The following is a 23,531-nucleotide window of genomic DNA, read 5'->3' as shown; positions in this document are numbered from 1 at the left end:
TTTAATTGTGCGCAATATAATAATGACGCGAAGGTCTCACTCTTCCGTGAAACTGAAATGCCGAGACCTAAGGCTGACGGGAGGATCGCTATCCCGCCTATTTTGCGGCGCTAGCCCTTTGCGGCTTCGTGAATGATCCTCTCGCGCAGCAGCCCAACGAGATAAAGCGATCCCGTCACGATCACCCATGCGCCGGCTGCAGAAGCTCTCACGAGCGCCGCCTCATAAGCCTTCTGCGGATCCTCGATCATCTCGCTCGCAAGACCGACCTTGTCGGCAATTCGCTGCATTTCGGCAGGCGAGCGAAAGCGATCGGAAACCGAGGTGAAGATCGGAGAGACACCGGAACGCCCCATCACCTCCAGGAGCCCAGTTGCGTCCTTGTCCGCCGCAATCGCAACGACTGCGATCCCCTGTCCGGAAAATCCCTCCATACCGGAGAGATCGTCAAGCACCGCTTCGAGATTGAAAGGCACATGCGCGCCGTCGAGTGCGACGGAAACGCCCCTGCCCGCGACGGGCACGACGAAGCGCTCCAGCCGTCCCGGCAATTGCGATTCCTGCTCGGCCGCCTTGTCGATCAGCCATCCGCCAACCGTCCGACCGTCCTTTGCCTCCACGCCGAGTTCGCCCAGCACGTCGAGCGCGGCGCCTGCAACGGCAACATTTCGCTCGGCAATCGTCTTCAGCCCGGAAAAATCTGGCCGGACAAGTCGCGCTTCGATGTCAGCTGCGCGCCGGGCAATAACCGCACCCGCCTCATCGTCGGCCTCAAGCGGTGTCACAACGGTTGAATGCGGTTTGATGATGCCGGCCTTTTCGAAGGCGATGGCGGCGCGGGTCTTGCCCAATATTTCCGTATGTTCGAGGCCGATATTGGTGATGATGGAAACGTCGCTGGCGACGATATTGGTCGAATCCAGCCGCCCGCCGAGGCCCGTCTCGACCACGGCCCATTCTACGCCCGCATTCCGGAAGATCAGGAAGCCGGCCGCGGTCAGCATATCGAACCAGGTCGCAGCCTCCGCCGCTGTCCCTTCCGTCCTTGCGGTGCGCAACGCATCGAGCGCCACGAAAAGCGCCTCGGCCAGCGCAGCCTCCTCGACCGGCCGGCCATTGACGCTGACACGCTCGGAAATATGCTCCACATGCGGCGAAGCATAGCGCCCGACGGAAATGCCGGCATGGCGCAGGCCGGCTTCGAGCAGCGCCGAGGTCGAACTCTTGCCCTTCGTGCCTGCCACATGAATCGAGCGGAAGGCGTGATGCGGATTGCCGAGACGGGCCGAGAGATCGAGGATCGGCTCCAGCCCGACGCGCATTTCGCCGCGCGGGCGCTGTTCCCAGTTGGTGAGCTGGTCAAGTTGCGAAAGGGCTTCGATAAGGCGCGGATTTTGGTTCTGCATGGGCATGGCACACGGTATCAGGTTCATTTCGTGCCCAGGCGAGCGGCATCGGCAACCTGCGCTGCCCGATGGTTCTCCATCTGTCTCGCCAGTCACGCAGGCTGCGCGACACTAGAAGCTTTCCATCGCGCTGCCTAGCCTCGCAAGCGTCATCGGTAGCGCTCCACCGCGACGCCCTGCCCGGCAACGGCCAGTTAACGCTGGTGAATTTTAGCTCTTGCAGAGATTTTCGATAGGGCCATTTCTATCCCCTGTCTTTGACAGAGACGGAGATCCGAGTGGGACAGACTATCCGAATTCCAGTCAACGAACCGCAGCGACTGCTTGCCGTACGCTCGCTGAACGCCATCAGCAGCAGTCCGACACCGGAGCTTGCGGCCCTTGCCGAGCTCGCCAAGAACGCATTCGCAATGCCCTATGCCGCCGTCAACATCGTAGATGAGGACTGGCTTCGCATTGCCGGCGAAGCGGGTATGCAGCTTTTCGAATGCCCACGCGACCTCTCCTTCTGCACCCGCGTCGTCTTCGCCAACGACATGCTTGTCATTCCCGACCTAGAACAGGATGCGGAGCTCGGCACCGCGCCCTATGTGACAGGCCCGCCATATTTCCGTTTTTATGCCGGTGCGCCCCTGGAACTGGAAAACGAGCTGGCAATCGGCGCCTTCTGCATCCTGGATCAGAAGCCGCGCCTGTTTACCGAGGAAGAAGCCGCCAATCTTCGCCGTTTTGCCCGCGTGGCGAGCGCGCTTCTGCGGCTGCAGAAGGCGAATTTCGTCATGGGCCTTGCCGAAAGCAGCCTGCGCACCGCGGCCATGACCGACCCGCTGACCGGCTTCCTCAACCGCTCGGCGCTCGATGCCATCGTCGACCACGCTCTGGAAGCAGCCCTTGCCTCCGGTCAGACCTTCGGCACGCTCTATCTCGACATGGACGGCTTCAAGTCGATAAACGACACGCTCGGCCATCATATCGGCGATGAAGTGCTGCGCGAAGCGGCAAACCGCATCCGCTCAGTCATTCGTTCGGGCGATATCGTCGTGCGCATGGGCGGCGACGAATTCGCGATCTTCGTGCCGAACCCGCCGAACACCGAAGCGCTGATCTCGGTCTCCGAGCGCTTGCTCACGGCCTTCCGCAACCCTTTCGCCATCGAAGGAAACATCATTCGTGCCGGCCTAAGTATCGGTGCAGCCCTTGCTCCGCAAGGCGGCCGCCGCCGCGCCGAATTGCTGCGCAACGTCGATGGCGCCCTCTATAGTGCCAAGGCAGCCGGACGAGACTGCTTAGTGGTTTTCGATCCGAAGTGACGTTTGAAAAAGAACCTGGAATAAACCAAGAGGCTACCGTGTCTCATGTCAGGTATCGCGAATACGCGTGCCTAACCCGAGGAGAGAGACCATGAAGTCCGTGAAATTCCTGTCCGCGCTGGCAGTTATCGCCGCCACCGCCACTGCAGCCTTCGCCGCGCCCTCCGTCACCACCGTCGAAACGGCAAAGGGCAAGGTTCTTGCCGGCGAAAAGGGCATGACGCTCTATACCTACAAGAAAGACGAAAAGGGCGTCTCGAATTGCTACGACAAGTGCGCCACCAACTGGCCGCCTTTCCTCGCCGCTAGCGGTGCCAAGGCCGAAGGCGCATACTCGCTCGTCGAACGCAAGGATGGAAAGAAGCAGTGGGCGAAGGACGGCATGCCTCTCTATTACTTTGTGAAGGACACCAAATCCGGCGATGCCACCGGCGACGGCGTCGGCGGTGTCTGGGATGTCGCCAAGCCCTGATGAGGCCAGCGTGAAGACGCCTCCGTCAGATACGTTCGAGGGCCAGATCCTGGCCCTCCTTCCTTCGCTCCGCCGCTATTCCCGCAGCCTGACCCGCTCGGATGCCGATGGCGAGGATCTGCTTCAGGATTGCGTGGAAAAGGTTCTGGCCCGGCGCGGCCAGTGGCGCGGCCTCAATTTGCGCGGTTGGGTGCTGACGACGATGACTAACCTCTACCGCAATACCCGCCGTGCAAGCCCCCGCGACCGGCTGGTCGAACTCGATGCCGCCGAAGAGATGGCCGTTCCGGAAGCCCAAGCCGATCCGCTGGAACTCCGGCGGCTCGAACAGGCCCTCGACAGCCTGTCGGAAGATCACCGCTCTGTGCTGATGCTCGTCGTCATTGAAGGCTACAGCTATGGCGAAGTCGCGACCATGCTGGAAATACCGATCGGCACCGTGATGTCGCGCCTGTCGCGCGCGCGCCAGCGCATGAGCGAGCATATCAAAGCCGATAACGTGATTACGCTTCGGAGACCGAAATGAACGAGACCAACCCCACCGTGACCGAAGCGGATCTGCATGCCTATGCCGACGGGCAACTGCCCGAGGCAGCCCGCGCCCGCGTGGAAGCCTATCTCGCTGAAAACCCCGATGAAGCAGCCACTGTGGCCGGCTGGCAGACGCAGAATGCCGGCATCAAATCTCTGTTTGCAGGCTATGAGAAGAGCCGCTATATAGATCTCCATCTGGTGACACCGGCAGGACCGGCCTCTCCTTGGAAGATGCGCTCCGTTTTTGCCGCCGCCGCCCTCGTGCTGTTTGCGCTCGGCGCCGTCAGCGATCGCTTCATCCCGCCGCTCTTTGAACGCCCGCCGCTGCAGCTGGCCGAATCCGAAACCCTGCCGAAACAGGCCGAGACCGCCTTCCTCGTCTATGCGAGCGAAGTGCGCCACCCGGTCGAGGTCTTCGCCAACGAGGAAGCCCATCTCGCCACCTGGCTCGGCAAGCGGCTGGCAATCCCCGACCTCAAGGTGCCGGACCTCAAATCCCTCGGCTTCCGCCTCGTCGGCGGTCGCCTGCTGCCGGTCGATGGCAGGCCGGGCGCCATGTTCATGTACGAGGATCAGGCAGGCGAGCGGCTGACCGTCATCGTCGGCCGCAATGAGGAAAACAGGACGACAAGCTTCCGCTTCGCCTCCGCCAAGGATGTCGAGACCTTTTACTGGATCGACGGTGAACTCGGCTATGCGGTAACCGGCGAAATCTCCCGCGACATGCTGCGCAAGGTGGCGGAAGAGTGTTACCGGCAGTTCCCGTCCTGAGGCAGGAACTGCGTCGGAACTCAGCGCAGCGGATCGTTGGCAAGCTCGATCGGCTTGCCATGCGGTGTTGCCTCCGCTGCCCTCTGCCAGCTCTCCTGCAGGTCGAGGATCGCGTCGATATCCGCGACGCCGCTGTCGACGATCAGATCGGAAAGCGCTGCCACCCAGCAATGGAAATAATCGCTGCCATCCTCGGCCCTGCCGTACCCGTGCAATTCACGCGACAAAGCTTCCGTCCATTCGCTCCAGGTAAACAGCCCCCTCTCATGCAGATGCACGGCCATGGCGAATGCCTCCGCCGCCCAAGGTTCGGGAAAGACAGGATCACCCTGCGGTGACTTTGGCAGGCCGGGCGATTGTGCCAGCTCAGACTCGCTCAAGATAGCTCTCCCACGCATCGATCGACACCGTCAGCGACGTATCGGCTCCCTCACCCCAGATCTCGCTCCCATCGAAAACGACAGTGTAGAGCCATTGCGGGTTCTCGCCCTTGCCATGCGCATTGTCGTCAGGGAAGACGAAGGAGCCCTGCACCGCCTCGACGACGCCGGTCTTGGCCCGCGCATAACGCGGCAGCCGCGTATGGGTGGGCAGATTGAAATTCTTCGTCTTCACAGTTTCGCCGACGACGAAGAGCGGCGCCGTCTCGACCGGCCGGTCGCAGGGACCGCCCTTGGCGAGCACGCCCGGCACCATCTCCGCCTTCAGCACCCGCTTCGGCACGGCGCCGTCCTGCTGCTTGTGCCCAGAAAGAAGTTCCTCGCGGGTCGCAAAGCCATGGCGCTCCAGCAGCATGTCGATGCCGCGGATCCAGATTTCGTAATAGCTTGCCGCAAGGTAATCGGCCGGTGGGATATTCTCCCGCGCATGCCGGCTTTCATCGATCGTCCACGCGCCGAACGCACCGCAGGAAAGCGTGATGCCGAGCGCCCGCTTTTCCCACTCGGTATGAAAATAGGGTTCGTTCTTCTCGGGCGCGACCGGGCCGAAGCCCATCTGCCCGCCGAGATCGTGCGGACCGTTCACGTCGGCACCTCCGGGCTGCCGGCGATGGCCGTGCCGATCATCGCATCGCGGCTGACGAGAGCCGCAAGCCCCTCTTCGCTCAAGTCTTCGGTACCCTCTGGCCGCTCGGGAATGACGAGATAACGCAGCTCCGCCGTCGAATCCCAGACACGGACCTTCTTACCTACCGGCAGCGTCAGCCCGAATTCGGCAAGCACGCCGCGCGGATCGATGACGGCGCGCGAGCGATAGGCCGGCGCCTTGTACCAGACCGGCGGCAGACCGAGCACGGACCACGGATAGCAGGAGCAGAGCGTGCAGACGATGAGATTGTGCGTGTCTGATGTATTGAAGACGGCGCGCATATGCTCGCCCTGCCGGCCGGTATAGCCGAGGCTCGCAATCGCCGCCGTCGCATCCCGCTTCAACCATTCGGCAAAGTCCGGATCGCTCCAGGCCTTCGCAACGACACGCGCGCCATTACGCGGCCCGACCTTCGTCTCATAGGTTTCGACGATCGCATCGATCGCCGCCGGATCGATCAGCCCCTTCTCCGTCAGCAGCGTCTCCAGCGCTTTCACACGCGCCTGCATGTCCGAATAATGGTTGTCGTGGTGATGATCATGGTGATCGTGGTCATGCAAGACGAGGCCCTCCCCGGATTTCTTCTCAGTTTTAGCACTTGCTGGCGCCGCGCCAAGCCCTTCCGAGACCTTAAGCTTTTGACACTATGCTTGTCCCATGAATATCCTGATTCTCGGCGCCACAGGTTTTATAGGTTCTGTCGTCGCGGCACGCCTTGCCGACGCAGGCCATGTCGTCACGGGCCTCGGCCGCACCCCCGCCCGTGCCGCCCTGAAGCAACCGAGAATTCAGTGGCGCCGCGCCGATCTCTCCCGGATGACGCAACCCGATGACTGGCGCGATATCCTTAAAGGGCAAGACGCCGTCGTCAACTGCGCCGGCGCGCTTCAAGATGGCCTCTCGGACGATCTCTCCGCAACGCAGACTGAGGCCATGCTCGCCCTCTATGCCGCAGCAAAACCCTCCTCGATACTCGTCATTCAGATTTCCGCGAGAACGGACGGCGCCGGCAGCAATCTCCCCTTCCTCGCCACCAAACGCGCTGCCGATACCGCCCTTGCATCGTCAGGCTTGCCCCACGTGATCCTGCGCCCCTCTCTCGTCCTCGGCCGCAACGCCCATGGCGGCACGGCGCTGTTGCGCGCACTCTCAGCCTTCCCCTTCGTTCTACCGCTCATTCACGCTGTCAGCGCCGTCGAGACCGTCGCCGTTGACGATATCGCCGCTGCCGTCTCGGCCGCAATCTCAGGCTCGCTCCCCTCCGGTAGCGATATCGAACTGGCGGCCGAGGAACGGCATACTCTCGCTGATCTCGTCAAACTGCATCGCGCCTGGCTCGGCCTGCCGGAGGCTCGGGTCTTGTCCATTCCGCCTGTCCTCGCAAGGCCGATCACATGGCTTGCCGATATGGCCGGCTATCTCGGCTGGCATTCGCCGCTGCGCTCCACCGCCATGACGGTCATGTCCGAAGGTGTCAGTATGAACAGGCCGACGCCATCAGGCCTTCCGACCTTGTCGGCCGCTGCAACGCTTGCCGCCAATCCCTCCGGGGTGCAGGACCTCTGGTTCGCCCGCCTCTATCTGTTGAAGGCGCCCGTTATAGCAGGCCTGTCGTTGTTCTGGCTGCTGTCAGGCCTGATCTCCCTTCTGGCACCAGGACAGGCAAGTTCCCATTTCCTGCCTTTCATGCCCGCCGATGCGGCCATGGCGCTGACGATTCTCACCTGCCTGATCGATATGGCGCTCGGCGCTGCCGTGCTCTTCCGCCCCTTCGCTCGCCGCTCTCTCCTCGGCATGCTCGCCGTATCGCTCGCCTATCTCGCCGGTGGCACGGTTCTGGAACCGGCACTCTGGCTCGATCCGCTCGGGCCGCTTGTCAAGGTGCTGCCATCGCTGCTCCTAACGCTCGCCGCCCTTGCCATTCTGGATGAACGCTGATGCTTGCCGAACTGCTGCTTGTTGCCCATGTGGTCGGAGCGACGGTCCTCTTCGGCACCGGCGCCGGCATCGCTTTCTTCATGGTGATGGCACACCGCACCCGCGACCCCCTACTCATCGCCCATGTCAGCAGCACCGTCGTCATCGCCGATACGGTCTTCACGGGCACGGCGGCCGTTCTCCAGCCGGTGACAGGCTACCTTCTCGCCCGCATCATCGGCTGGGATCTGACGGAAGGCTGGATCGCACTCTCGCTGGTGCTTTATGTCGTGACCGGCATCTTCTGGCTGCCGGTCGTCTGGATTCAGATTCGGCTGTGCAATCTGGCGCGCACGGCCGCCGCCTCGGGCACCGCACTGCCGTCAGCCTATTTCAGCCTCTACCGCATCTGGTTCGCCTTCGGCTTCCCGGCCTTCTTCGCCGTGCTCGGCATTCTCTGGCTGATGCTCACAAAGCCGACGCTATTTTAGCATTGGCCAGAGGCTGAGCACGAGCAGCACCGCCATGGTGATGTTGAACCATTTCAGCCGCACCGGATCGGACAGCCACTCCCTGAGAGCAGAGCCAAAACCCGCCCAGGTCGACACGGAGGGTACATTGACCGCCGCAAAAGCAAGGCCGACGAGCAGCACGCTGATCAAATAGAGTTCCGGATTCGTATAGGTCGCCATGGCCGTCACCGCCATCACCCAGGCCTTTGGATTGACCCATTGGAAAGCCGCAGCGCCGAGAAACGACATGGGTTTCACGCTGCTCTTGCCTTCGCTCAGGGACCGCGAGGTCGCAATCTTCCAGGCGACCCAGACGAGATAAGCCCCACCGGCAAATTTCAGCGCCGTATAGACCGCCGGCATCGTGTGCAGCAACGCGCCCAACCCAAGGCCGACGCCGAGCAGCAGCGAAAGGAACCCTGCCCCGATGCCGAACATATGCGGGATCGTGCGGCGGAAGCCGAAATTCACGCCCGAAGCAAACAGCATCATATTGTTCGGCCCCGGCGTGATCGAGGTCGTGAAGGCAAAGAGCAGTAGTGCCAGAAACGTATCCAGCGGCATGAAACCTCCCCGGACTGTCCGTTTGATGATGTTGCGGCTCGTTGAATTAGGTCTGCATAACTGCCCTAAACCCTTGTCGCCATAACATGATTGTCATGGTGACAGGATTACCTGATAGTCGGCCGAGCACGCAAAGGATGAGAACCGCCATGGACGATCCGATCCCCACCATCACCTTCCCCGATGGCACCGAAGTCCCCGCGCTCGGCCAGGGCACCTGGGGCATGGGCGAGGATGCTGGCCATGCAAGGCAGGAGATTGCCAGCCTCCGGGCCGGCCTCGATCTCGGCATGGCGATGATCGATACCGCTGAAATGTACGGCGATGGCGGAGCCGAGGAAATAGTCGGCCAGGCGATCAAGGGGCGCCGCGGCGAGACTTTCATCGTCAGTAAGGTCTATCCCTGGAATGCCAGCCGCAAGGGCACGATCACCGCCTGCGAAGGCAGCCTCAAACGCCTCGGCATTGACCGCATCGACCTCTATCTCCTGCATTGGCGCGGCAACTATCCGCTCGCCGAGACTGTGGAAGCCTTCGAAGCGCTGAAGGCATCAGGCAAGATCCGCGCCTGGGGCGTCTCCAATTTCGATACTGACGACATGGAGGAGCTGTTCTCCGTGCCCGGCGGGCGGAATGTCGCCGCCAATCAGGTGCTCTACAATATCTCGCGGCGCGGTATAGAATATGATCTCCTGCCCTGGTGCCAGAGCCGCAACATCCCAATTATGGCCTATTCGCCGATCGAACAGGGCCGCATCCTGCATCATCCCGACCTGATCCATATCGCCAAGGCCTATCAGGCGACCCCGGCGCAGCTGGCGCTCGCCTTCCTTCTCGAACGCGACGGCGTCTTCGTCATCCCAAAGACGTCGAACATCGATCGCGCCCGCGAAAACCGTGGCTGCGTCTCCCTCGACATTACCGATGAGGACTGGGAAGCCCTCGACGAGGTCTTCCCGCCGCCGGCAAAGAAAACGCCGCTGGAGATGCTCTGATCCCAGCAGCGCTGGGGAATTGCCTCGCCATGCCGGGGAAAGCCTGATATTTTTGCGGGACACCAAGCGAGGCAATCCGATGCCAGGCGGTCCGACGCGAAGTGATTTAGCGGCGATGCAAGGGGGCGGCTTCTATAACAGGCATTCCGCTATGCAAGCCACCGGCATTGCCGCTCTGCTTTCCCTGTGGGAAGCCGCGTGCCGGACGGTGGACATCGGTGATGGCCCGGTGACCATCGTCGATTACGGCTGCTCGCAGGGTCGAAATTCGATGATACCGATGCGAAAGGCGGTCGACGTTTTACGTTCCAGGGTGGGCGCAACCACTCCAATCGAAATCATCCACACCGACCTTCCGTCGAACGATTTCTCGTCCCTCTTCGAAGCACTGATTTCAGACCCGAATAGCTATATGGCGGGAACTTCTGATGTATTTCCTCTGGCGATCGGCAAATCCTATTTTTCACCGTTGCTCCCGCCTGGTCGCGTGCACCTTGGCTGGTCCACTTGGGCGTTGCAATGGATGAGCACCAACGCAATCGATGCGCCAGATCATATTCTCGCGGGAATGAGCAAGTCGCCGGCCGTCGTCGCTGCAGTCGCGGCTCAGCAAGCGAGCGACTGGGAATGTTTTCTGACGCAACGGTCGCGGGAGATGCGGCCAGGCGCGAAACTCGTCCTGGGGTTCACGGCCCGTGCAGAAGCCGACACCGGCTGGGAGTGGCTGCTTGGGGAACTATGGTCGGCAGTCGAAGAGATGAGACGAGATGGTTTGCTCTCGGAACGGGAACAGGAGCAGATGACCATCCCGATCGGCCTTCGGTCCCTGGAGGATATCAAAGACCCTTTCAGGCAATCCGGATCTTTCGTAGACCTAGCGCTGGAACACCTCGATCTGGTGAAAGTGAGCAATCCATTCTGGCCGGAATTCGAAGTCAGCGGCGACGGATTGACCTTTGCCAGACATCATGCGAACGCGACGCGCGCATGGAGCGGCCCGCTGATCGCCAGCGTGGCTCCACGCTCTCGCGAACAGACCGCATTTGTCGATGAACTCTTCAGCCGTTTCGAACATCGCCTGTCGAAAGAACCGAGACCCCACGAACCTTATATGGCGGCGGTCGTACTATCGAAGAAAGATCATTAATGATGCCAAGCCGACGATCCGCACCCATCGGAAATTCCGCAGGTTGAAAGTGGCCCGGCATCGTCTGAGCTTGGCAGGTCCCGTCACATACCCTGCGCGCCGCGGTTCATCGCGGCAATGCCAGTGCGGCAGACTTCGATGAGGCCGAGCGGCTTCATGATCGCAATGAACTGGTCGATCTTGGAGGATTTGCCGGTAATCTCCAGAATGAAGTGATCGACCGTCGCATCCACCACCTTGGCGTGGAAGGCATCGGCCAGACGCAGCGTCTCGGCACGGGTCTCGCCATTGCCGATCACCTTCAACAGCGCCACCTCCCGCTCGATCGGCCGGTCCTGACCGAGTTCGCGGGCGCGCACCGTCAGGTCCACAACGCGATGGACTGGCACGATGCGCTCGAGCTGCGCCTTGATCTGCTCCAGCACCTGCGGCGTGCCGCGGGTGACGATGGTAATGCGCGACAGATGCGCCGCATGCTCGGTTTCCGAAACCGTGAGGCTCTCGATATTGTAGCCGCGGCCCGAAAACAGGCCGATGACGCGGGCGAGAACGCCCGGTTCGTTATCGACGAGGACCGAGAGCGTATGGCTCTCGACGGCTGCCGTTTCTGGCGAGATGAAGTAGGCAGAGCCCGTTGGTTGAAGGTGTGCGTTCATGATCCTGGGTTCCTTACCCTAACGCATAACCCCGAAAACCGGCGTCGATTTTCGGAAAGGAGTTATGCGCAAATTGAAAGTCTTAGACTAGCTGACGGCCCTTGGCGTCGATCGCATTGGCGACCACCTCATCGGTAGCTTCGTCCGGCAGCAGCATTTCATTATGGGCCTTGCCCGAAGGGATCATCGGGAAGCAGTTGGCGAGATTGGCAACGCGGCAATCGAAGATGACGGGCTTCTTCACGTCGATCATCTCCTGGATGGTCGCATCGAGATCCTCAGGCTTTTCGCAGCGCAGGCCAACGGCGCCATAGGCCTCCGCCAGCTTCACGAAATCAGGCATCGCCTCTGTATAAGAGTTGGACAGGCGGTTGCCGTGCAAGAGCTGCTGCCACTGGCGCACCATGCCCATATATTGGTTGTTCATGATGAAGATCTTGATCGGCGCATTGTGCTGGATCGCCGCCGACATTTCCTGGATGCACATCTGGATCGAGGCATCGCCGGCAATATCGATGACCAGGCTTTCCGGATGGGCGATCTGCACGCCGAGCGCTGCCGGCAGGCCATAACCCATCGTTCCGAGACCACCCGAGGTCATCCAGCGGTTCGGCTGCTCGAAACCGTAGAACTGTGCCGCCCACATCTGGTGCTGGCCAACTTCGGTCGTGATGTAGGTGTCGCGATGCTTGGTCAGCTCATAGAGACGCTCCAGCGCATATTGCGGCATGATCACGTCGTTGCTCTTCGTGTAAGCGAAGGAATTGCGTGCCCGCCAGCGGGCGATATCGGCCCACCATGCGTCCAGACGCCCCTTTTCCGGCTTCTTCGGCAGTGCCCGCCACAAACGGATCATGTCTTCCAGAATATGGCCGACATCGCCGCGGATGCCGAGATCGACGCGAACGTTCTTGTTGATCGAGGACGGGTCGATATCGATATGGATCTTCTTCGAGTTCGGCGAAAAGGCGTTCAGACGGCCAGTGATGCGATCGTCGAAACGAGCGCCGATGCAGACCATGACGTCGCAATCATGCATCGCCATGTTGGCCTCGTATGAGCCGTGCATGCCGAGCATCTTCAGCCAGTTCTTGCCCGAGGCCGGATAGGCGCCCAGCCCCATCAGCGTCGAAGTGATCGGGAAATCGGTGAGCTCGACCAGCTCGCGCAGCATCCGCGAGGCTTCCGGGCCGGAATTGACGACGCCGCCGCCGGTATAGAAAATCGGCCGGCGCGCGTTCGCCATCAGTTCGATCGCCGCATGGATCTGGTTCAGATCGCCATCAACCTTCGGCTGGTAGCTCTTCTGGATCGCATGATCGGCCGGCGGCGTGTAGGTGCCGGTGGCAAACTGAACATCCTTCGGAATATCGACGACGACGGGACCGGGACGGCCCGACTGCGCAATGCGGAAGGCTTCATGGATGACGGCGGCGAGCTCATTGACATCCTTGACCAGCCAGTTGTGCTTGGTGCAGGGGCGCGTGATCCCGACAGTGTCGCATTCCTGAAAGGCGTCCGAACCGATGAGCGTGGTCGGAACCTGGCCCGTCAGGCAGACGAGCGGAACGGAATCCATCAATGCATCCTGCAGGGGCGTGACCGCATTGGTGGCACCGGGACCGGACGTTACCAGCATGACGCCGACCTTGCCGGTGGAGCGGGCATAACCTTCGGCCGCGTGGCCGGCGCCCTGTTCGTGGCGAACGAGGATGTGCTTGACCTCTTCCTGCTGGAAGATCTCGTCATAGATCGGCAGAACCGCACCGCCGGGATAGCCGAAGATGTGCTCCACGCCGTTATCCTTCAGCGCGCGGAGAACGATTTCCGCTCCCGTCATCCGATTGCTGTCCGCTTGATTATCCGTGCTCGCCATGTGTCTGTTCCGTTGATGCTGAGGATTTGAGTGTGTGGCCGGAAGCCCTGATTTCGGGCACAAAAAAAGGCCCCTGAGGAGCCTTCGTCTAGCGCATGGGTGGCTATCGCCGGATGGTTACACCATCCTGCCCATGCGCCTTCCCACCACGATAAGAATGTTCGAAATTGTCATGGCCGGAAGTGATAGACAGAAAATTTCGCAGCGTCAACGCATCCCGCATAAAAAATCGGCAGCCGTCATAGCTGCCAACCAGGCGGTGCGCGATCCAACAGCGGCTGAAGGATTTGTTAAAGGATCGATTATATCCTGCCCTTTCATGCGGGGAGTAGCCCTTTGCTCGATAACGACATGAGAACGTCCGGCAGGGCGGGCGAACAGGATCGCCGCGACAGCCTTACGCCGGGGAACAGGTTTCTCGGGCGTGTCGTTGCATGCAGCGGATCGCGCGCCACCATTGCAGCCGTGGCGGAAGCCGGCGGCACCGATCTCACCGAATTATGGTCCGTCGGCCGGCTGATTTCCATCAGCGTCGGCAGAAACCGCGTCGTCGCCCTCGTCTTTTCCATGAATACCGGCAACCAGGGCTGGGGCGAAGGTCAGGACAATATCTTCCGCATCGAGACCGAATTGCTCGGCGAAGTCCGCGTCGAGGAAGATGGCCGCGAGGAATTTTCGACCGGCATTTCGCGCTACCCCTATCTCGGCGCCATCGCCCATCGCATTCGCGCCGCCGACCTTATGCGCATCTATGATGCCGGCAAGGGAGCGACGGCCGTCATCGGTAGCCTGACGCAGGATGAAAGCATCGACGCCGCGATCCACGTGCCCTCCATGCTGTCGAAGCATTTCGCCGTAGTCGGCTCCACCGGCGTCGGCAAATCGACTGCCGTCTCGCTGCTGCTGAACAAGGCGATCGAGGCCGATCCGAAGCTGCGCGTGCTGATCCTCGATCCGCATAATGAATTTGCCGCCGCCTTCCCGAAACACGCCGTCACTATCGATACCGACACGCTCGACCTACCCTTCTGGCTGATGAGGCTCGAAGAATTTGCCGAAGTCGTCTTCCGCGGCCGCCCGCCGGTGCCGGAAGAACTCGACATGCTGCGCGATATCCTGCCGGAGGCCAAGCGCGCCTTCCGCGGGAGCGACAGTTCGCTGGTGCGCCGCCAGACGGAAAAGAGCTCGATCACTGCCGACACCCCGGTGCCCTACCGCATCGCCGATCTCCTTGCCCTCATCGACGAGCGCATTGGCCGGCTGGAAGGCCGCACCGAAAAACCGTTCCTGCGCTCGCTGAAGATGCGCATCATCGCTGCGATCAACGATCCGCGTTACCACTTCATGTTCTCCAACAACACGATCAGCGACACGATCACGGAGACCATCGCACAGATCTTTCGCATCCCGGGCGATAGCAGGCCGATCTGCACTTTCCAGCTTGCCGGCATCCCCTCGGAAGTCGTCAATTCGGTTGCCTCGGTGCTCTGCCGCATGGCCTTCGAAATCGCGCTATGGAGCGAAGGCGCCATTCATATGCTTGTCGTCTGCGAAGAGGCGCACCGTTATATCCCGTCTGACCCGACTCTCGGCTTCGTCCCGACACGGCAGGCCATCGCCCGCATTGCCAAGGAGGGCCGCAAATACGGTGTGTCGCTCGGTATTATCACCCAGCGCCCCGGCGAGCTCGACCAGACGATCCTGTCGCAGTGCTCGACGCTCTTTGCCATGCGCCTTGCCAACGATCGCGACCAGGAAATCATCCGCTCGGCCATCCCCAATTCCTCGATCTCGACGACGAGCTTCATCTCCTCGATCGGCAACGGCGAGGCGATCGCCTTCGGCGAGGCAATCCGCGTGCCGATGCGCATGCGCTTCACGCGCGTCGACGAAAATCTGCTGCCGAAAGCACACAGCGCCACCAGCAAACATGCCGAGGAAGATCCTGATACCGTCGATCTGCGCCGCATCGTCACCCGCATGAGGGCGATTACCGCAAGCCCGGATATTTCCACCTTCCAGCAGAGCTACACGTCGGCCTTGGCAGAGAGCCCCGAGCCGGCAGACGACTTGACCGGCGAAGCAGCCGATCCGTTTCACGCCGCCTCGCCGGCGTCGGAGGTGGCGCTCGAACCCTATCGTCCCGACCTCCTGCCGCAGGATCGCTCGCAGCGAGCAGAACCTCCGCCGCAAAGCCGTGTCATGCCCGAACCGCCTCCGCTCTCGCCGCAGACCTCGATCGACGCCCGGCTTGAGGCGCTCCGCCGCGAAATGCGCCGCGATGATCAGCCCAGGCCAGCTTTCGGCGAACAGACATCGCCTGCCCGACGTGACCCCGGAATGTCGCTGCGCGAAAGTATTCTCAAGAAGCCGTTGAGCAGCCTTTACGACAAGGATTGAGGGCAGCTCATGAACGCGGCTGGCGCGTTGCCGCCGCAATTTCCGCCAGATGACGCTCGATCAGCGTCAGGAATGCGATCGTGCCGCAGACGAGCGCCGCGACGACGATGCCGACAATGGCGCCCAGGATCGCACCGATCAAGTGCATATACATCGCGCCTGCAAGCGTGAAATAGGCAAGGATGACGATCGCGATCAGTGCGTTGATGGAAGAAAGTGTCTTGGCGAGAAAATTGTTCATGCGCCCCGAAGCTCCGCTAGCTATGATTCGAAAATCATTCTAGCGCCTTGCAGGCGGGAGCGATGCTGTCGCCGTCTCAGGAAGAAAGCCTTTCCCAGCTTTCGTCCATCTGATTGCGGAACCAGGTCATCTGCCGCTTGGCGTATTGCCGTGTTGCCGCCGCGCCACGCTCGATCACCTCGTCACGACTCATCTCACCGCGCAGCATGGCAGCAATCTGTGACACACCAATCGCCTTCATGACCGGCATTTCCGGGGAGAGTTCGAGCGCCAGAAGTGCCTTCACCTCCTCTTCCGCGCCCTGCTCCAGCATCTTCTCGAAACGGCCATTGATGCGCCGATGCAGTACGGCGCGATCCGGCAACACGACCACCTTGCGCGCCGTCTCGGGATGGATGATGACTGGCCCCGCCTGGCCCTGGAAATCAGCGATCGACTGGCCCGTCGCCTCGAAAATTTCGAGCGCCCGCACGATCCTCTGCCCGTCCTGCGGATTGAGGCTTTCGGCAACGGCAGGATCGGCATTGGCGAGCTCCGCATGCAGTCCCTCCGCGCCCCCCTGCAGCAGTCGGCCCCGCAGCCGCTGGCGGATCTCCTCGGGGATGACAGGCATATCCGAAAGCCCGCCCGTCAGTGCCTTGAAATAGAGACCCGTGCCGCCGACGAAGACCGGCAACTTTCCCTCGGCGCGGATGCGCGGCAGGAGGACCGCAACGTCCCGCAGCCAGGCGCCGGTCGAATAGGCCTGCCCCGCCGGCACGTGACCGTAGAGATGGTGCGGCACGCCCTCCATATCTTCTTCCGAAGGCCGTGCCGTCAGCACCCGCAATGTGTCATAGACCTGCATACTGTCGGCATTGACCACCACGCCGCCATGCTGTTTGGCCAGTTCTACCGCGAGCGCGGACTTGCCGCTGGCAGTCGGCCCGGTTATCAGGATCGCATTCAAAGTGCTCAGAAGGTTTTCCATCATGGCCCTCGTTGCCACGCTTGTTGCCAATCCGTCAAACCCCGTTCTTTCGCCTGCGATCGCCGAACGTGCGGCCGAGGCCGTCAAGGCATCCGGGCTCTACTGGCTGGCCGATGGCATTGCCTGCGATATCGTGCTCGCCGATGGCACGGACGGCGAAGCGGCCAGGGCCAATCTGCTCGCCGTTATCGCCAGCAATCCGATCGATCTGGTTATCCAGGAACAGGAAACCCGCCGCAAGAAGCTGCTGATCGCCGACATGGATTCCACCATGATTGGTCAGGAATGCATCGACGAACTTGCCGCTGAAGTCGGCCTGAAAGAAAAGGTCGCCGCGATCACCGCCCGCGCCATGAATGGCGAGATCGCCTTCGAACCGGCGCTGCGTGAACGCGTCGCCCTCCTGAAAGGTCTGCCGATATCAGTCGTCGACGAGGTCATCGCCAAACGCATCACCCTGACGCCTGGCGGCCCCGAGCTCATCGCCACCATGAAATCCAGGGGTTACTACACCGCACTCGTCTCCGGCGGCTTCACTGTCTTCACCAGCCGCATCGCTGCCGTCATCGGTTTCGACGAACACCGCGCCAATATTCTGCTCGATGAAGGCGGTTTGCTGTCCGGCCATGTCGCCGAACCGATCCTCGGCAAGCAGGCCAAGGTCGACGCCCTGAACGACATCACAGCCCGCCTCGGCATCTCACCTGAAGACGCTCTCGCCGTCGGCGACGGCGCCAACGATCTCGGCATGCTGCAGCTGGCCGGCTCCGGCGTCGCCCTTCACGCGAAGCCGACTGTGGCCGCCGAAGCAGACATGCAGATCAACCACGGCGACCTCACGGCCCTGCTCTATATCCAGGGCTACCGGAAGACTGATTTCGTGACAACGTGAGCGCGGGGCATTCTAGAAATAGAAAAGGAGCGGCCAACCGCTCCTTTTGTCATTCGGCCCATATCAGCAGCCGCTACTCCATCGGCACCGCAACAAAACGCAGGTCGCCATTCGCCGCGGCAACCATCATCTGCGCATTGCGCCGGCCTTCCTGCTTCAGCGACTGCACCTTGCTGGCAACCGCATCCGGCGACTTCATGAACTCCTGCGCCACTTCGACGATCACGTCGCCAGGCTTCAGGCCCTTTTCGGCAGCAGCCGAACCCGGCGCGACTTCGGTCACGACTACGCCATCGACGCTTTCGGCAATGCCGAAGGCCTTGCGGGTTTCGGGGCTGAGCAGCGAGAGCGAGAGACCAAGCACATGCTTGGGCGTGGCCTGATCCGGCGCCGCCTTATTCTGCCCCTGCTGGTTCTGTCCCTGCTGGTTCTGGCCCTGCTGATTCTGACCCCGACCCTGCGGCTGCGAATCCTGCCCGTCAGGCGCGGCCTGCCCCTGATCGCCCCCCTGATCCGGTTCGTCCATATCGTTGTTTTCACCGGGATCGGGATTGATGACGCCATCATCGCCCGAATTGTCATTGGCGGCCGCCTGGTCGCTGTCTTCGAGACGGCCGAGCGTCACCTTGACGGTCTGCTCCTTGCCGTCGCGCAGCACCACCACGTCGACCTGCTTGCCGACGGAGCTTTCGGCCACTACGCGCGGCAGGTCGCGCATCTCGCTGACGGCCTTGCCGTCGAATTTCAAGATCACATCGCCCGCCTTGATCGAACCGTCATCGACCGGCCCACCCTTGATGACGCCGGCAACGAGCGCGCCTCTGGCGCTGTCGAGGCCGAGGCTGTCGGCCACTTCGTCGGTTACGGGTTGGATGCGCACGCCGAGCCAACCGCGGCGCGTTTCGCCATATTCGCGAAGCTGATCGACGACACCGGAGGCAAGCTCCGAGGGCACAGCAAAACCGATACCGATCGAACCGCCAGACGGAGAGATGATCGCGGTGTTGATGCCGATCACCTCGCCCTTCATATTGAAGAGCGGGCCGCCGGAATTGCCCTTGTTGATGGCCGCATCCGTCTGGATAAAGTTGTCGTAGGGTCCGGCATTGATGTTACGTCCGCGGCCGGAAATAATGCCGACTGTCACCGAACCGCCGAAGCCGAAGGGGTTGCCGATCGCCATCACCCAGTCGCCGATGCGCATGACGCTGGAATCGCCGAACTTGACGAATTTCAGCGGCTGCTTCGGCTCCACCTTGAGGACCGAAAGGTCGGTCTTTGTATCGGTGCCGATCAGCTTGGCCTTCAATTTCATGCCATTGGCGAAATTGACCTCGATATCGTCAGCGCCCTCGATCACGTGGTTGTTCGTGACGATATAGCCTGAGGGATCAATGACGAAGCCGGAGCCGAGCGAACTGACATTGTGGTTCGGCGCGCGATTGCCCTGCTGCTTGTTGAAGAAGTCGTTGAAGAATTCCTGGAAGGGCGAGCCGTCGGGCGCACGCGGCGCCGGGCCTGCACCCTCGTCGTCCTTCACATTCTGCGAGGTGGAAATATTGACCACGGCATCGAGCAGCCCTTCGGCAAGATCGGCGACCGAATCCGGGCCACGGGCCGGAGCCGTCATCTGCATGGGCGGAGCGGCAGGCGCGGCTACAGCCGGAGAAACCGGCGTCGGCTGAGGTGCGGCAGGAGCTGACTGAGGAGCCGCAGGGGCCGGTGCTGCCTGTTCAGGTGCCGCAGGCGCCGAGGCGGTTTGCGCATGCGCAATACCGCCTGCGCCGATATTCGCCAGGAGGGCTGTGCCGGCCAGGAGCGCGAGCGTTCGTCTGAAGGGCGAGCGATTCGTGGGGGCCATCAAGCTTCCTCGTCTGGGATAAAAACGCACATACAACATCAGCATAAGGCGGAATGATGGAGGGCGAAATCACCTTTTCGAGAAATCCCCGTGCGAATGTGATCTAGCCTCGTAAAAACCAGACCGAGGCCACACCAAGCGCCGTTGCCGCCAGCCCGAAAGCTCTTAAACGCCCCTCGGAAACACTGGGAAGCAACTTCGCCATCTCGATAAGAAAACGAGGGGCCAGTGCGTAGACCAGCCCCTCGATGATGAGGAAGAATGCAAGTCCGGTGAGGAAGTCTTGCATTCGTCGCGTCGTCAGTTCGCTGCCGGAGCCGCAGGTGCAGGCTGTGCCGCCGGCGGCACGAGCCCGCCGGTCTGGCCGGGTGCGGCAGGTTGATTACCGCTCGCGTTCTCGAAGTAGCGGAAGAACTGCGAGGTCGGCGACAGAACCAGCGTCGTATCCGGCGAGGAGAGCGCAGAGGAATAGGCCGACATCGAGCGGTAGAACTCGAAGAACGCCGGATCCTTGCCGAAGGCTTCCGCGAAGATGCGGTTACGATCAGCGTCACCCTGACCGCGCAGAATTTCGGAATCGCGCTGCGCATCCGCAGTGATCTCGACAACCTGGCGGTCGGCAACAGCCCGACGACGCTGGCCTTCTTCGTTGCCTGCCGCGCGGATGCGCTCGGCCTCGGCCAAACGTTCGGAGCGCATCGCGTTGTAGGTATTCGGAGCCACTTCCGGCGACAGATCGGTTCGGCGGATGCGAACGTCATCGATATGCAGGCCGAGGTTTTCGGCATCGATGCGCAGATCGTCACGGATCTCGAGCATCATCGCTACTCGCTCTTCCGAAAGTGCGGCATTGTAGTCGCGCAGGCCGTAGACACGGCGAAGCGAGGAATCGAGTTGCGCACGCAGTCGTGCCTCCGCGGCGTCACGGTCGCCCGACACAGTTTCACGGAAACGGCGCACATCCGCGATGTTGTAGATCACGAAGGCATCGACATCGAAGGTCTGACCGTCCTGAACCTGAACGCGGATATTGTCGAGGTCGAGCCTCAGCGCCCGCCTTTCCACGAACTGCACGCGGTCGGCATCCATGAAGCCGAACGGCAGTTTGAAATAGATGCCCGGATCGCTCTTCACCGACTGGATCTGACCGAAGCGCACGACGATCGCCTGCTCACGCGCATTGACCACGAAGATCGACGAATAAAGAATGACGAGAAGGACCGCGAGTGCGATCAGAATGATGGGAAGTCTGTTCGATACCATGGTTCAACCTCCCCTCGGTGCCGGCGCTGACGATCGGTTGATCTCGTTGAGCGGCAGGTAGGGCACAACGCCCTGCTTGTCGTCGATCACGACCTTCTTGGAGTTTTTCAGGACCTGCTCCATCGTTTCCAGGAACAGGCGCTTGCGCGTCACGTCGGGAGCTTTCGAATATTCGTCGTTGATGGCGCTGAAGCGCTGAGCCTCACCTTCCGCCTCCTTGACCACACGATCCTTATAGGCAGCCGCATCTTCACGGATGCGGGCAGCATCGCCTCGCGCCTGACCGAGCTTCTGGTTCGTATAGCGGTTGGCATCCTCGATCGTGCTGTCGCGGTCACGGCCAGCACGCTGCACTTCTTCGAAGGCATCGGCAACTTCACGCGGCGGCGCCACGTTCTGGATCGTCACGCCAGTCACGGTAATGCCCGCGCCATAGCGGTTCATCGTATCCTGAACGATGTTGAGAACCTGGGTCTCGATCGGCTGACGATTGCTGCGGAAAGCATCCTGCGCCGGACGTCGGCCGACGACTTCGCGCATGGCGCTGTCGGAGACCTGTTGCAGCGTCTCGGCCGGATTCTCGACGCCGAAGAGATAGGCCTTCGGGTCGCTGATCGTATAGAAGACGGCAAACTGCACGTTGATGACGCTTCTGTCACCCGACAGCATCAGCCCGCTGGACGAGCCTGCCGAAGTCGCGCCGATATTCTGCTGCTGCACCGTCACCTTGACAGTCTCGACGGTCTCGAACGGCCAGAAATGAAAATGCAGGCCCGGCATGGAAATTTCCTGCTTGGGCTTGCCGAAGCGCAGCTCTACGCCGCGCTCGTCCGGCTGCACGACGTAAATGCACTGGAAGAGCCAGAAGATCGCAATGATCGCGACGACGATCGCAACCACACCACCGTTGAATCCACCGGGAACCAGGCCGCGCAGTTGATCCTGCCCGCGCCGGATAATGTCTTCCAGATCGGGCGGACCGCCCTTGCCGCCACCGCCGCGCGGACGGTTCGGCCCCTGCCCCCATGGTCCCTGATTGTTACCGCCGCCGCCGCCCCAAGGGCCGCCGCCGCCATTCTGATTGCTCCAGGGCATCAAAACCTCGTTGTTCGTTAACTCCCACACATCCGACCGCCGTGGGGGCTGCCGGCGGATGCGATCCGACCGTTATAGGTATCGCCGCACCGGCTTTCAACGCAGTGTCAGGAACTTGGTCAATATAATTGGAAAATAGTTCCTTTTCAGGCCTCTCGTCGTTCATAAACGACGAAACGGGTCGGATAGGTATCCTTCTCCCCCGAGGGAACATCAAGGCTGTCGGTCGCCACCCAGACGGCGGGATCGATATCGGGAAAGGACGTGTCACCCTCCACGTCTGCTTCCACATGCGTGACGCACATGCGGTCTGCAAACCGGATCGCCTGCGCGTAGATCTGCCCGCCGCCGAGGATGGAAATCTCGTTCTCACCCTGTTTTCGGGCGAGGCCCTCCGCAGTAACGATCGCCTCGTCCAGCGAACGGGCCATATGCACATCGGGATGATCGATATCCGCATCGCGGGAGATCACTACATGCTGCCGGCCAGGGAGCGGCCTGCCGCCGAAGCTCTCGAACGTCTTGCGGCCAACCACGACAGGCTTGCCAACCGTCATCGCCTTGAAGCGCTTGAGATCGGTCGAAAGCCGCCAGGGCATGTCCCCGTCGCGACCGATGACGCCATTGCGAGCAACGGCAACGAAGATGGTCTTGCGGATATCGGACATCGACCTTCCCGGCTTACACAGCAATCGGTGCCTTAATATTGGCGTCGGCCTCGTAACCGACGAGCTCGAAATCCTCGTACACGAAATCGAAGATGTCTTTCACGTCGCGCTTGATCGCCATGCGCGGCAAAGGCTTGGGCTGGCGGGTCAGCTGCAGCTTCGCCTGTTCGAAATGATTGTGGTAGAGATGCGCATCGCCGAGCGTATGGACGAACTCGCCATATTTCAGCCCCGTCACCTGCGCCACCATCATCGTCAGCAGCGCATAGGAAGCGATGTTGAAGGGCACGCCGAGGAAGATATCGGCTGAGCGCTGGTAGAGCTGGCAGGAAAGCCTGCCATCGGCCACGTAAAACTGGAACAGGCAATGGCAGGGCGGCAGCGCCATGTCATCGACCTCAGCCGGGTTCCAGGCCGAGACGATGTGGCGGCGCGAGTTGGGGTTCTTGATAAGGCCCTTCACGAGATTGTCGATCTGGTCGATATGCCCGCCATCAGGTGCCGGCCAGGACCGCCACTGCGCACCATAGACCGGGCCCAGATCGCCGTTCTCGTCGGCCCATTCATCCCAGATGCTCACACCGTTCTCATGCAGGTAGCGGATATTGGTCTCGCCCTTGAGGAACCACAGCAGTTCATAGATGATCGAGCGCAGATGCAGCTTCTTCGTCGTCAGCACAGGAAAGCCGGCATCGAGATCGAAGCGCATCTGATAGCCGAAGACCGAGCGCGTGCCGGTGCCCGTGCGGTCACCCCGGTCGGTGCCGTTTTCCATCACATGGCTCAACAGGTCGAGATACTGCTTCATGGTCGCTGATTCCTTTTGCCGATAATCTAAGGCTAAAGCGGCTCAAAACCAATGCTTTCAGCTGATTATCCAAGCAAAATCGTC

General features: G+C 61.3%; 25 protein-coding genes and 1 riboswitch. Of the genes, 10 read left to right on the top strand and 15 right to left on the bottom strand.

Translation table 11 applies throughout. The annotated features are described in order from the left end of the window. Positions 1-110: 110 nt before the first annotated feature. A complete protein-coding gene (locus FHX15_RS03215) occupies positions 111-1,412 on the bottom strand; it encodes a glutamate ligase domain-containing protein (RefSeq protein ID WP_312861568.1) in 1,302 nt (433 codons plus the stop codon). A 19-nt stretch (positions 1,413-1,431) separates the two neighbouring features. Then, positions 1,432-1,512, bottom strand: a riboswitch (ZMP/ZTP riboswitch). Between the two features lie 172 nt (positions 1,513-1,684). Between FHX15_RS03215 and FHX15_RS03210 the strand changes: the two genes are divergently transcribed. From FHX15_RS03210 to FHX15_RS03195, 4 genes are all read left to right on the top strand, one after another. Then, complete coding sequence (locus FHX15_RS03210; protein WP_184393614.1) at positions 1,685-2,716, top strand: sensor domain-containing diguanylate cyclase; 1,032 nt, start codon at positions 1,685-1,687, stop codon at positions 2,714-2,716. A gap of 91 nt (positions 2,717-2,807) precedes the next feature. Continuing rightward, positions 2,808-3,188, top strand: a complete 381-nt coding sequence (locus FHX15_RS03205) for a hypothetical protein (protein WP_184393611.1) — start codon at positions 2,808-2,810, stop codon at positions 3,186-3,188. 10 nt (positions 3,189-3,198) lie between these two features. Continuing rightward, positions 3,199-3,714, top strand: coding sequence for an RNA polymerase sigma factor (locus FHX15_RS03200; RefSeq protein WP_184393609.1), 516 nt, complete (start codon positions 3,199-3,201; stop codon positions 3,712-3,714). Further along, the gene (locus tag FHX15_RS03195; protein ID WP_184393607.1) at positions 3,711-4,493 is read left to right on the top strand and encodes an anti-sigma factor family protein; all 783 of its coding nucleotides are present in this window, start codon (positions 3,711-3,713) and stop codon (positions 4,491-4,493) included. The genes FHX15_RS03200 and FHX15_RS03195 overlap by 4 nt, the downstream gene beginning before the upstream one ends. Positions 4,494-4,513: 20 nt before the next feature. On the opposite strand, the gene FHX15_RS03190 is transcribed toward FHX15_RS03195, so the two are convergent. From FHX15_RS03190 to nthA, 3 genes are read right to left on the bottom strand one after another with little or no spacing between them, the layout of a single operon-like run. After that, positions 4,514-4,873: a nitrile hydratase accessory protein gene (locus FHX15_RS03190; protein ID WP_246778853.1), complete on the bottom strand. Its 360-nt coding sequence runs from the start codon at positions 4,871-4,873 to the stop codon at positions 4,514-4,516. Then, positions 4,860-5,519 carry a nitrile hydratase subunit beta gene (gene nthB / locus FHX15_RS03185; protein WP_184393603.1) on the bottom strand — a complete coding sequence of 220 codons (660 nt, stop codon included), beginning with the start codon at positions 5,517-5,519 and terminating at the stop codon, positions 4,860-4,862. The genes FHX15_RS03190 and nthB overlap by 14 nt, the downstream gene beginning before the upstream one ends. Beyond that, complete coding sequence (gene nthA, locus FHX15_RS03180) at positions 5,516-6,142, bottom strand: nitrile hydratase subunit alpha (RefSeq protein WP_184393601.1); 627 nt, start codon at positions 6,140-6,142, stop codon at positions 5,516-5,518. Before nthA ends, nthB begins: the two co-directional genes overlap by 4 nt. A 97-nt stretch (positions 6,143-6,239) precedes the next feature. On the opposite strand from nthA, the gene FHX15_RS03175 reads away from it, so the two are divergent. Together FHX15_RS03175 and FHX15_RS03170 are read left to right on the top strand one after the other, a co-directional pair. After that, positions 6,240-7,520, top strand: coding sequence for an SDR family oxidoreductase (locus FHX15_RS03175; protein ID WP_184393599.1), 1,281 nt, complete (start codon positions 6,240-6,242; stop codon positions 7,518-7,520). Next, positions 7,520-7,990: a DUF2269 domain-containing protein gene (locus tag FHX15_RS03170; protein ID WP_184393597.1), complete on the top strand. Its 471-nt coding sequence runs from the start codon at positions 7,520-7,522 to the stop codon at positions 7,988-7,990. The genes FHX15_RS03175 and FHX15_RS03170 overlap by 1 nt, the downstream gene beginning before the upstream one ends. On the opposite strand, the gene FHX15_RS03165 is transcribed toward FHX15_RS03170, so the two are convergent. Beyond that, on the bottom strand, positions 7,982-8,575 hold the full coding sequence (locus FHX15_RS03165; RefSeq protein ID WP_184393595.1) for a LysE family translocator: 594 nt from the start codon (positions 8,573-8,575) through the stop codon (positions 7,982-7,984). The genes FHX15_RS03170 and FHX15_RS03165 overlap by 9 nt on opposite strands. Positions 8,576-8,724: 149 nt before the next feature. On the opposite strand from FHX15_RS03165, the gene FHX15_RS03160 reads away from it, so the two are divergent. Continuing rightward, positions 8,725-9,570, top strand: coding sequence for an aldo/keto reductase (locus FHX15_RS03160; protein WP_184393593.1), 846 nt, complete (start codon positions 8,725-8,727; stop codon positions 9,568-9,570). A 151-nt stretch (positions 9,571-9,721) separates the two neighbouring features. Next, positions 9,722-10,717, top strand: coding sequence for a class I SAM-dependent methyltransferase (locus FHX15_RS03155; protein WP_246778852.1), 996 nt, complete (start codon positions 9,722-9,724; stop codon positions 10,715-10,717). A gap of 83 nt (positions 10,718-10,800) precedes the next feature. On the opposite strand, the gene ilvN is transcribed toward FHX15_RS03155, so the two are convergent. Next, a complete protein-coding gene (ilvN, locus tag FHX15_RS03150; protein ID WP_112569519.1) occupies positions 10,801-11,373 on the bottom strand; it encodes an acetolactate synthase small subunit in 573 nt (190 codons plus the stop codon). Positions 11,374-11,455: 82 nt separating this feature from the next. Beyond that, positions 11,456-13,249, bottom strand: a complete 1,794-nt coding sequence (locus FHX15_RS03145) for an acetolactate synthase 3 large subunit (RefSeq protein WP_184393591.1) — start codon at positions 13,247-13,249, stop codon at positions 11,456-11,458. A gap of 336 nt (positions 13,250-13,585) precedes the next feature. Here FHX15_RS03145 and FHX15_RS03140 point away from each other — a divergent pair, with 336 nt between their 5' ends. Then, positions 13,586-15,649, top strand: coding sequence for an ATP-binding protein (locus FHX15_RS03140; protein WP_184393589.1), 2,064 nt, complete (start codon positions 13,586-13,588; stop codon positions 15,647-15,649). 7 nt (positions 15,650-15,656) lie between these two features. Here the strand turns inward: FHX15_RS03140 and FHX15_RS03135 are convergent, their stop codons facing one another. Together FHX15_RS03135 and miaA are read right to left on the bottom strand one after the other, a co-directional pair. Then, positions 15,657-15,890, bottom strand: a complete 234-nt coding sequence (locus FHX15_RS03135; RefSeq protein WP_184393587.1) for a hypothetical protein — start codon at positions 15,888-15,890, stop codon at positions 15,657-15,659. 76 nt (positions 15,891-15,966) lie between these two features. After that, positions 15,967-16,863, bottom strand: coding sequence for a tRNA (adenosine(37)-N6)-dimethylallyltransferase MiaA (gene miaA, locus FHX15_RS03130; RefSeq protein WP_184393585.1), 897 nt, complete (start codon positions 16,861-16,863; stop codon positions 15,967-15,969). On the opposite strand from miaA, the gene serB reads away from it, so the two are divergent. After that, entirely contained in the window at positions 16,862-17,752 is an 891-nt protein-coding gene (gene serB, locus FHX15_RS03125) for a phosphoserine phosphatase SerB (RefSeq protein ID WP_184393583.1), read from the top strand. The genes miaA and serB overlap by 2 nt on opposite strands. 73 nt (positions 17,753-17,825) lie before the next feature. On the opposite strand, the gene FHX15_RS03120 is transcribed toward serB, so the two are convergent. From FHX15_RS03120 to FHX15_RS03095, 6 genes are all read right to left on the bottom strand, one after another. Continuing rightward, positions 17,826-19,613, bottom strand: a complete 1,788-nt coding sequence (locus tag FHX15_RS03120; protein WP_184393582.1) for a Do family serine endopeptidase — start codon at positions 19,611-19,613, stop codon at positions 17,826-17,828. Positions 19,614-19,716: 103 nt separating this feature from the next. Next, entirely contained in the window at positions 19,717-19,902 is a 186-nt protein-coding gene (locus FHX15_RS03115) for a DUF2065 domain-containing protein (RefSeq protein WP_184393580.1), read from the bottom strand. Between the two features lie 11 nt (positions 19,903-19,913). Next, positions 19,914-20,876, bottom strand: a complete 963-nt coding sequence (gene hflC / locus FHX15_RS03110; protein ID WP_184393579.1) for a protease modulator HflC — start codon at positions 20,874-20,876, stop codon at positions 19,914-19,916. A gap of 3 nt (positions 20,877-20,879) precedes the next feature. Next, positions 20,880-21,971, bottom strand: coding sequence for an FtsH protease activity modulator HflK (hflK, locus tag FHX15_RS03105; protein ID WP_184393577.1), 1,092 nt, complete (start codon positions 21,969-21,971; stop codon positions 20,880-20,882). A 146-nt stretch (positions 21,972-22,117) separates the two neighbouring features. Next, positions 22,118-22,639, bottom strand: coding sequence for a dihydrofolate reductase (locus FHX15_RS03100; RefSeq protein WP_184393575.1), 522 nt, complete (start codon positions 22,637-22,639; stop codon positions 22,118-22,120). Positions 22,640-22,652: 13 nt separating this feature from the next. Continuing rightward, a complete protein-coding gene (locus tag FHX15_RS03095) occupies positions 22,653-23,447 on the bottom strand; it encodes a thymidylate synthase (RefSeq protein WP_184393573.1) in 795 nt (264 codons plus the stop codon). Between the last annotated feature and the right edge of the window lie 84 nt (positions 23,448-23,531).

This window comes from Rhizobium sp. BK650 (assembly GCF_014195325.1).
GTDB lineage: Bacteria > Pseudomonadota > Alphaproteobacteria > Rhizobiales > Rhizobiaceae > Rhizobium.
This window is presented reverse-complemented; position numbering and strand designations above follow the sequence as displayed.

What these genes read in the sequence shown, in the direction of transcription:
- FHX15_RS03100 (WP_184393575.1), bottom strand. Translation starts at nt 22,639, where the DNA reads ATGTCCGATATCCGCAAGACCATCTTCGTTGCCGTTGCTCGCAATGGC.
- miaA (WP_184393585.1), bottom strand. Translation starts at nt 16,863, where the DNA reads ATGATGGAAAACCTTCTGAGCACTTTGAATGCGATCCTGATAACCGGG.
- FHX15_RS03165 (WP_184393595.1), bottom strand. Translation starts at nt 8,575, where the DNA reads ATGCCGCTGGATACGTTTCTGGCACTACTGCTCTTTGCCTTCACGACC.
- FHX15_RS03120 (WP_184393582.1), bottom strand. Translation starts at nt 19,613, where the DNA reads ATGGCCCCCACGAATCGCTCGCCCTTCAGACGAACGCTCGCGCTCCTG.
- serB (WP_184393583.1), top strand. Translation starts at nt 16,862, where the DNA reads ATGGCCCTCGTTGCCACGCTTGTTGCCAATCCGTCAAACCCCGTTCTT.
- FHX15_RS03175 (WP_184393599.1), top strand. Translation starts at nt 6,240, where the DNA reads ATGAATATCCTGATTCTCGGCGCCACAGGTTTTATAGGTTCTGTCGTC.
- FHX15_RS03160 (WP_184393593.1), top strand. Translation starts at nt 8,725, where the DNA reads ATGGACGATCCGATCCCCACCATCACCTTCCCCGATGGCACCGAAGTC.
- hflC (WP_184393579.1), bottom strand. Translation starts at nt 20,876, where the DNA reads ATGGTATCGAACAGACTTCCCATCATTCTGATCGCACTCGCGGTCCTT.
- FHX15_RS03195 (WP_184393607.1), top strand. Translation starts at nt 3,711, where the DNA reads ATGAACGAGACCAACCCCACCGTGACCGAAGCGGATCTGCATGCCTAT.
- FHX15_RS03215 (WP_312861568.1), bottom strand. Translation starts at nt 1,412, where the DNA reads ATGCCCATGCAGAACCAAAATCCGCGCCTTATCGAAGCCCTTTCGCAA.
- hflK (WP_184393577.1), bottom strand. Translation starts at nt 21,971, where the DNA reads ATGCCCTGGAGCAATCAGAATGGCGGCGGCGGCCCTTGGGGCGGCGGC.
- FHX15_RS03205 (WP_184393611.1), top strand. Translation starts at nt 2,808, where the DNA reads ATGAAGTCCGTGAAATTCCTGTCCGCGCTGGCAGTTATCGCCGCCACC.
- FHX15_RS03170 (WP_184393597.1), top strand. Translation starts at nt 7,520, where the DNA reads ATGCTTGCCGAACTGCTGCTTGTTGCCCATGTGGTCGGAGCGACGGTC.
- FHX15_RS03095 (WP_184393573.1), bottom strand. Translation starts at nt 23,447, where the DNA reads ATGAAGCAGTATCTCGACCTGTTGAGCCATGTGATGGAAAACGGCACC.
- FHX15_RS03145 (WP_184393591.1), bottom strand. Translation starts at nt 13,249, where the DNA reads ATGGCGAGCACGGATAATCAAGCGGACAGCAATCGGATGACGGGAGCG.
- FHX15_RS03115 (WP_184393580.1), bottom strand. Translation starts at nt 19,902, where the DNA reads ATGCAAGACTTCCTCACCGGACTTGCATTCTTCCTCATCATCGAGGGG.
- ilvN (WP_112569519.1), bottom strand. Translation starts at nt 11,373, where the DNA reads ATGAACGCACACCTTCAACCAACGGGCTCTGCCTACTTCATCTCGCCA.
- FHX15_RS03155 (WP_246778852.1), top strand. Translation starts at nt 9,722, where the DNA reads ATGCAAGCCACCGGCATTGCCGCTCTGCTTTCCCTGTGGGAAGCCGCG.
- FHX15_RS03135 (WP_184393587.1), bottom strand. Translation starts at nt 15,890, where the DNA reads ATGAACAATTTTCTCGCCAAGACACTTTCTTCCATCAACGCACTGATC.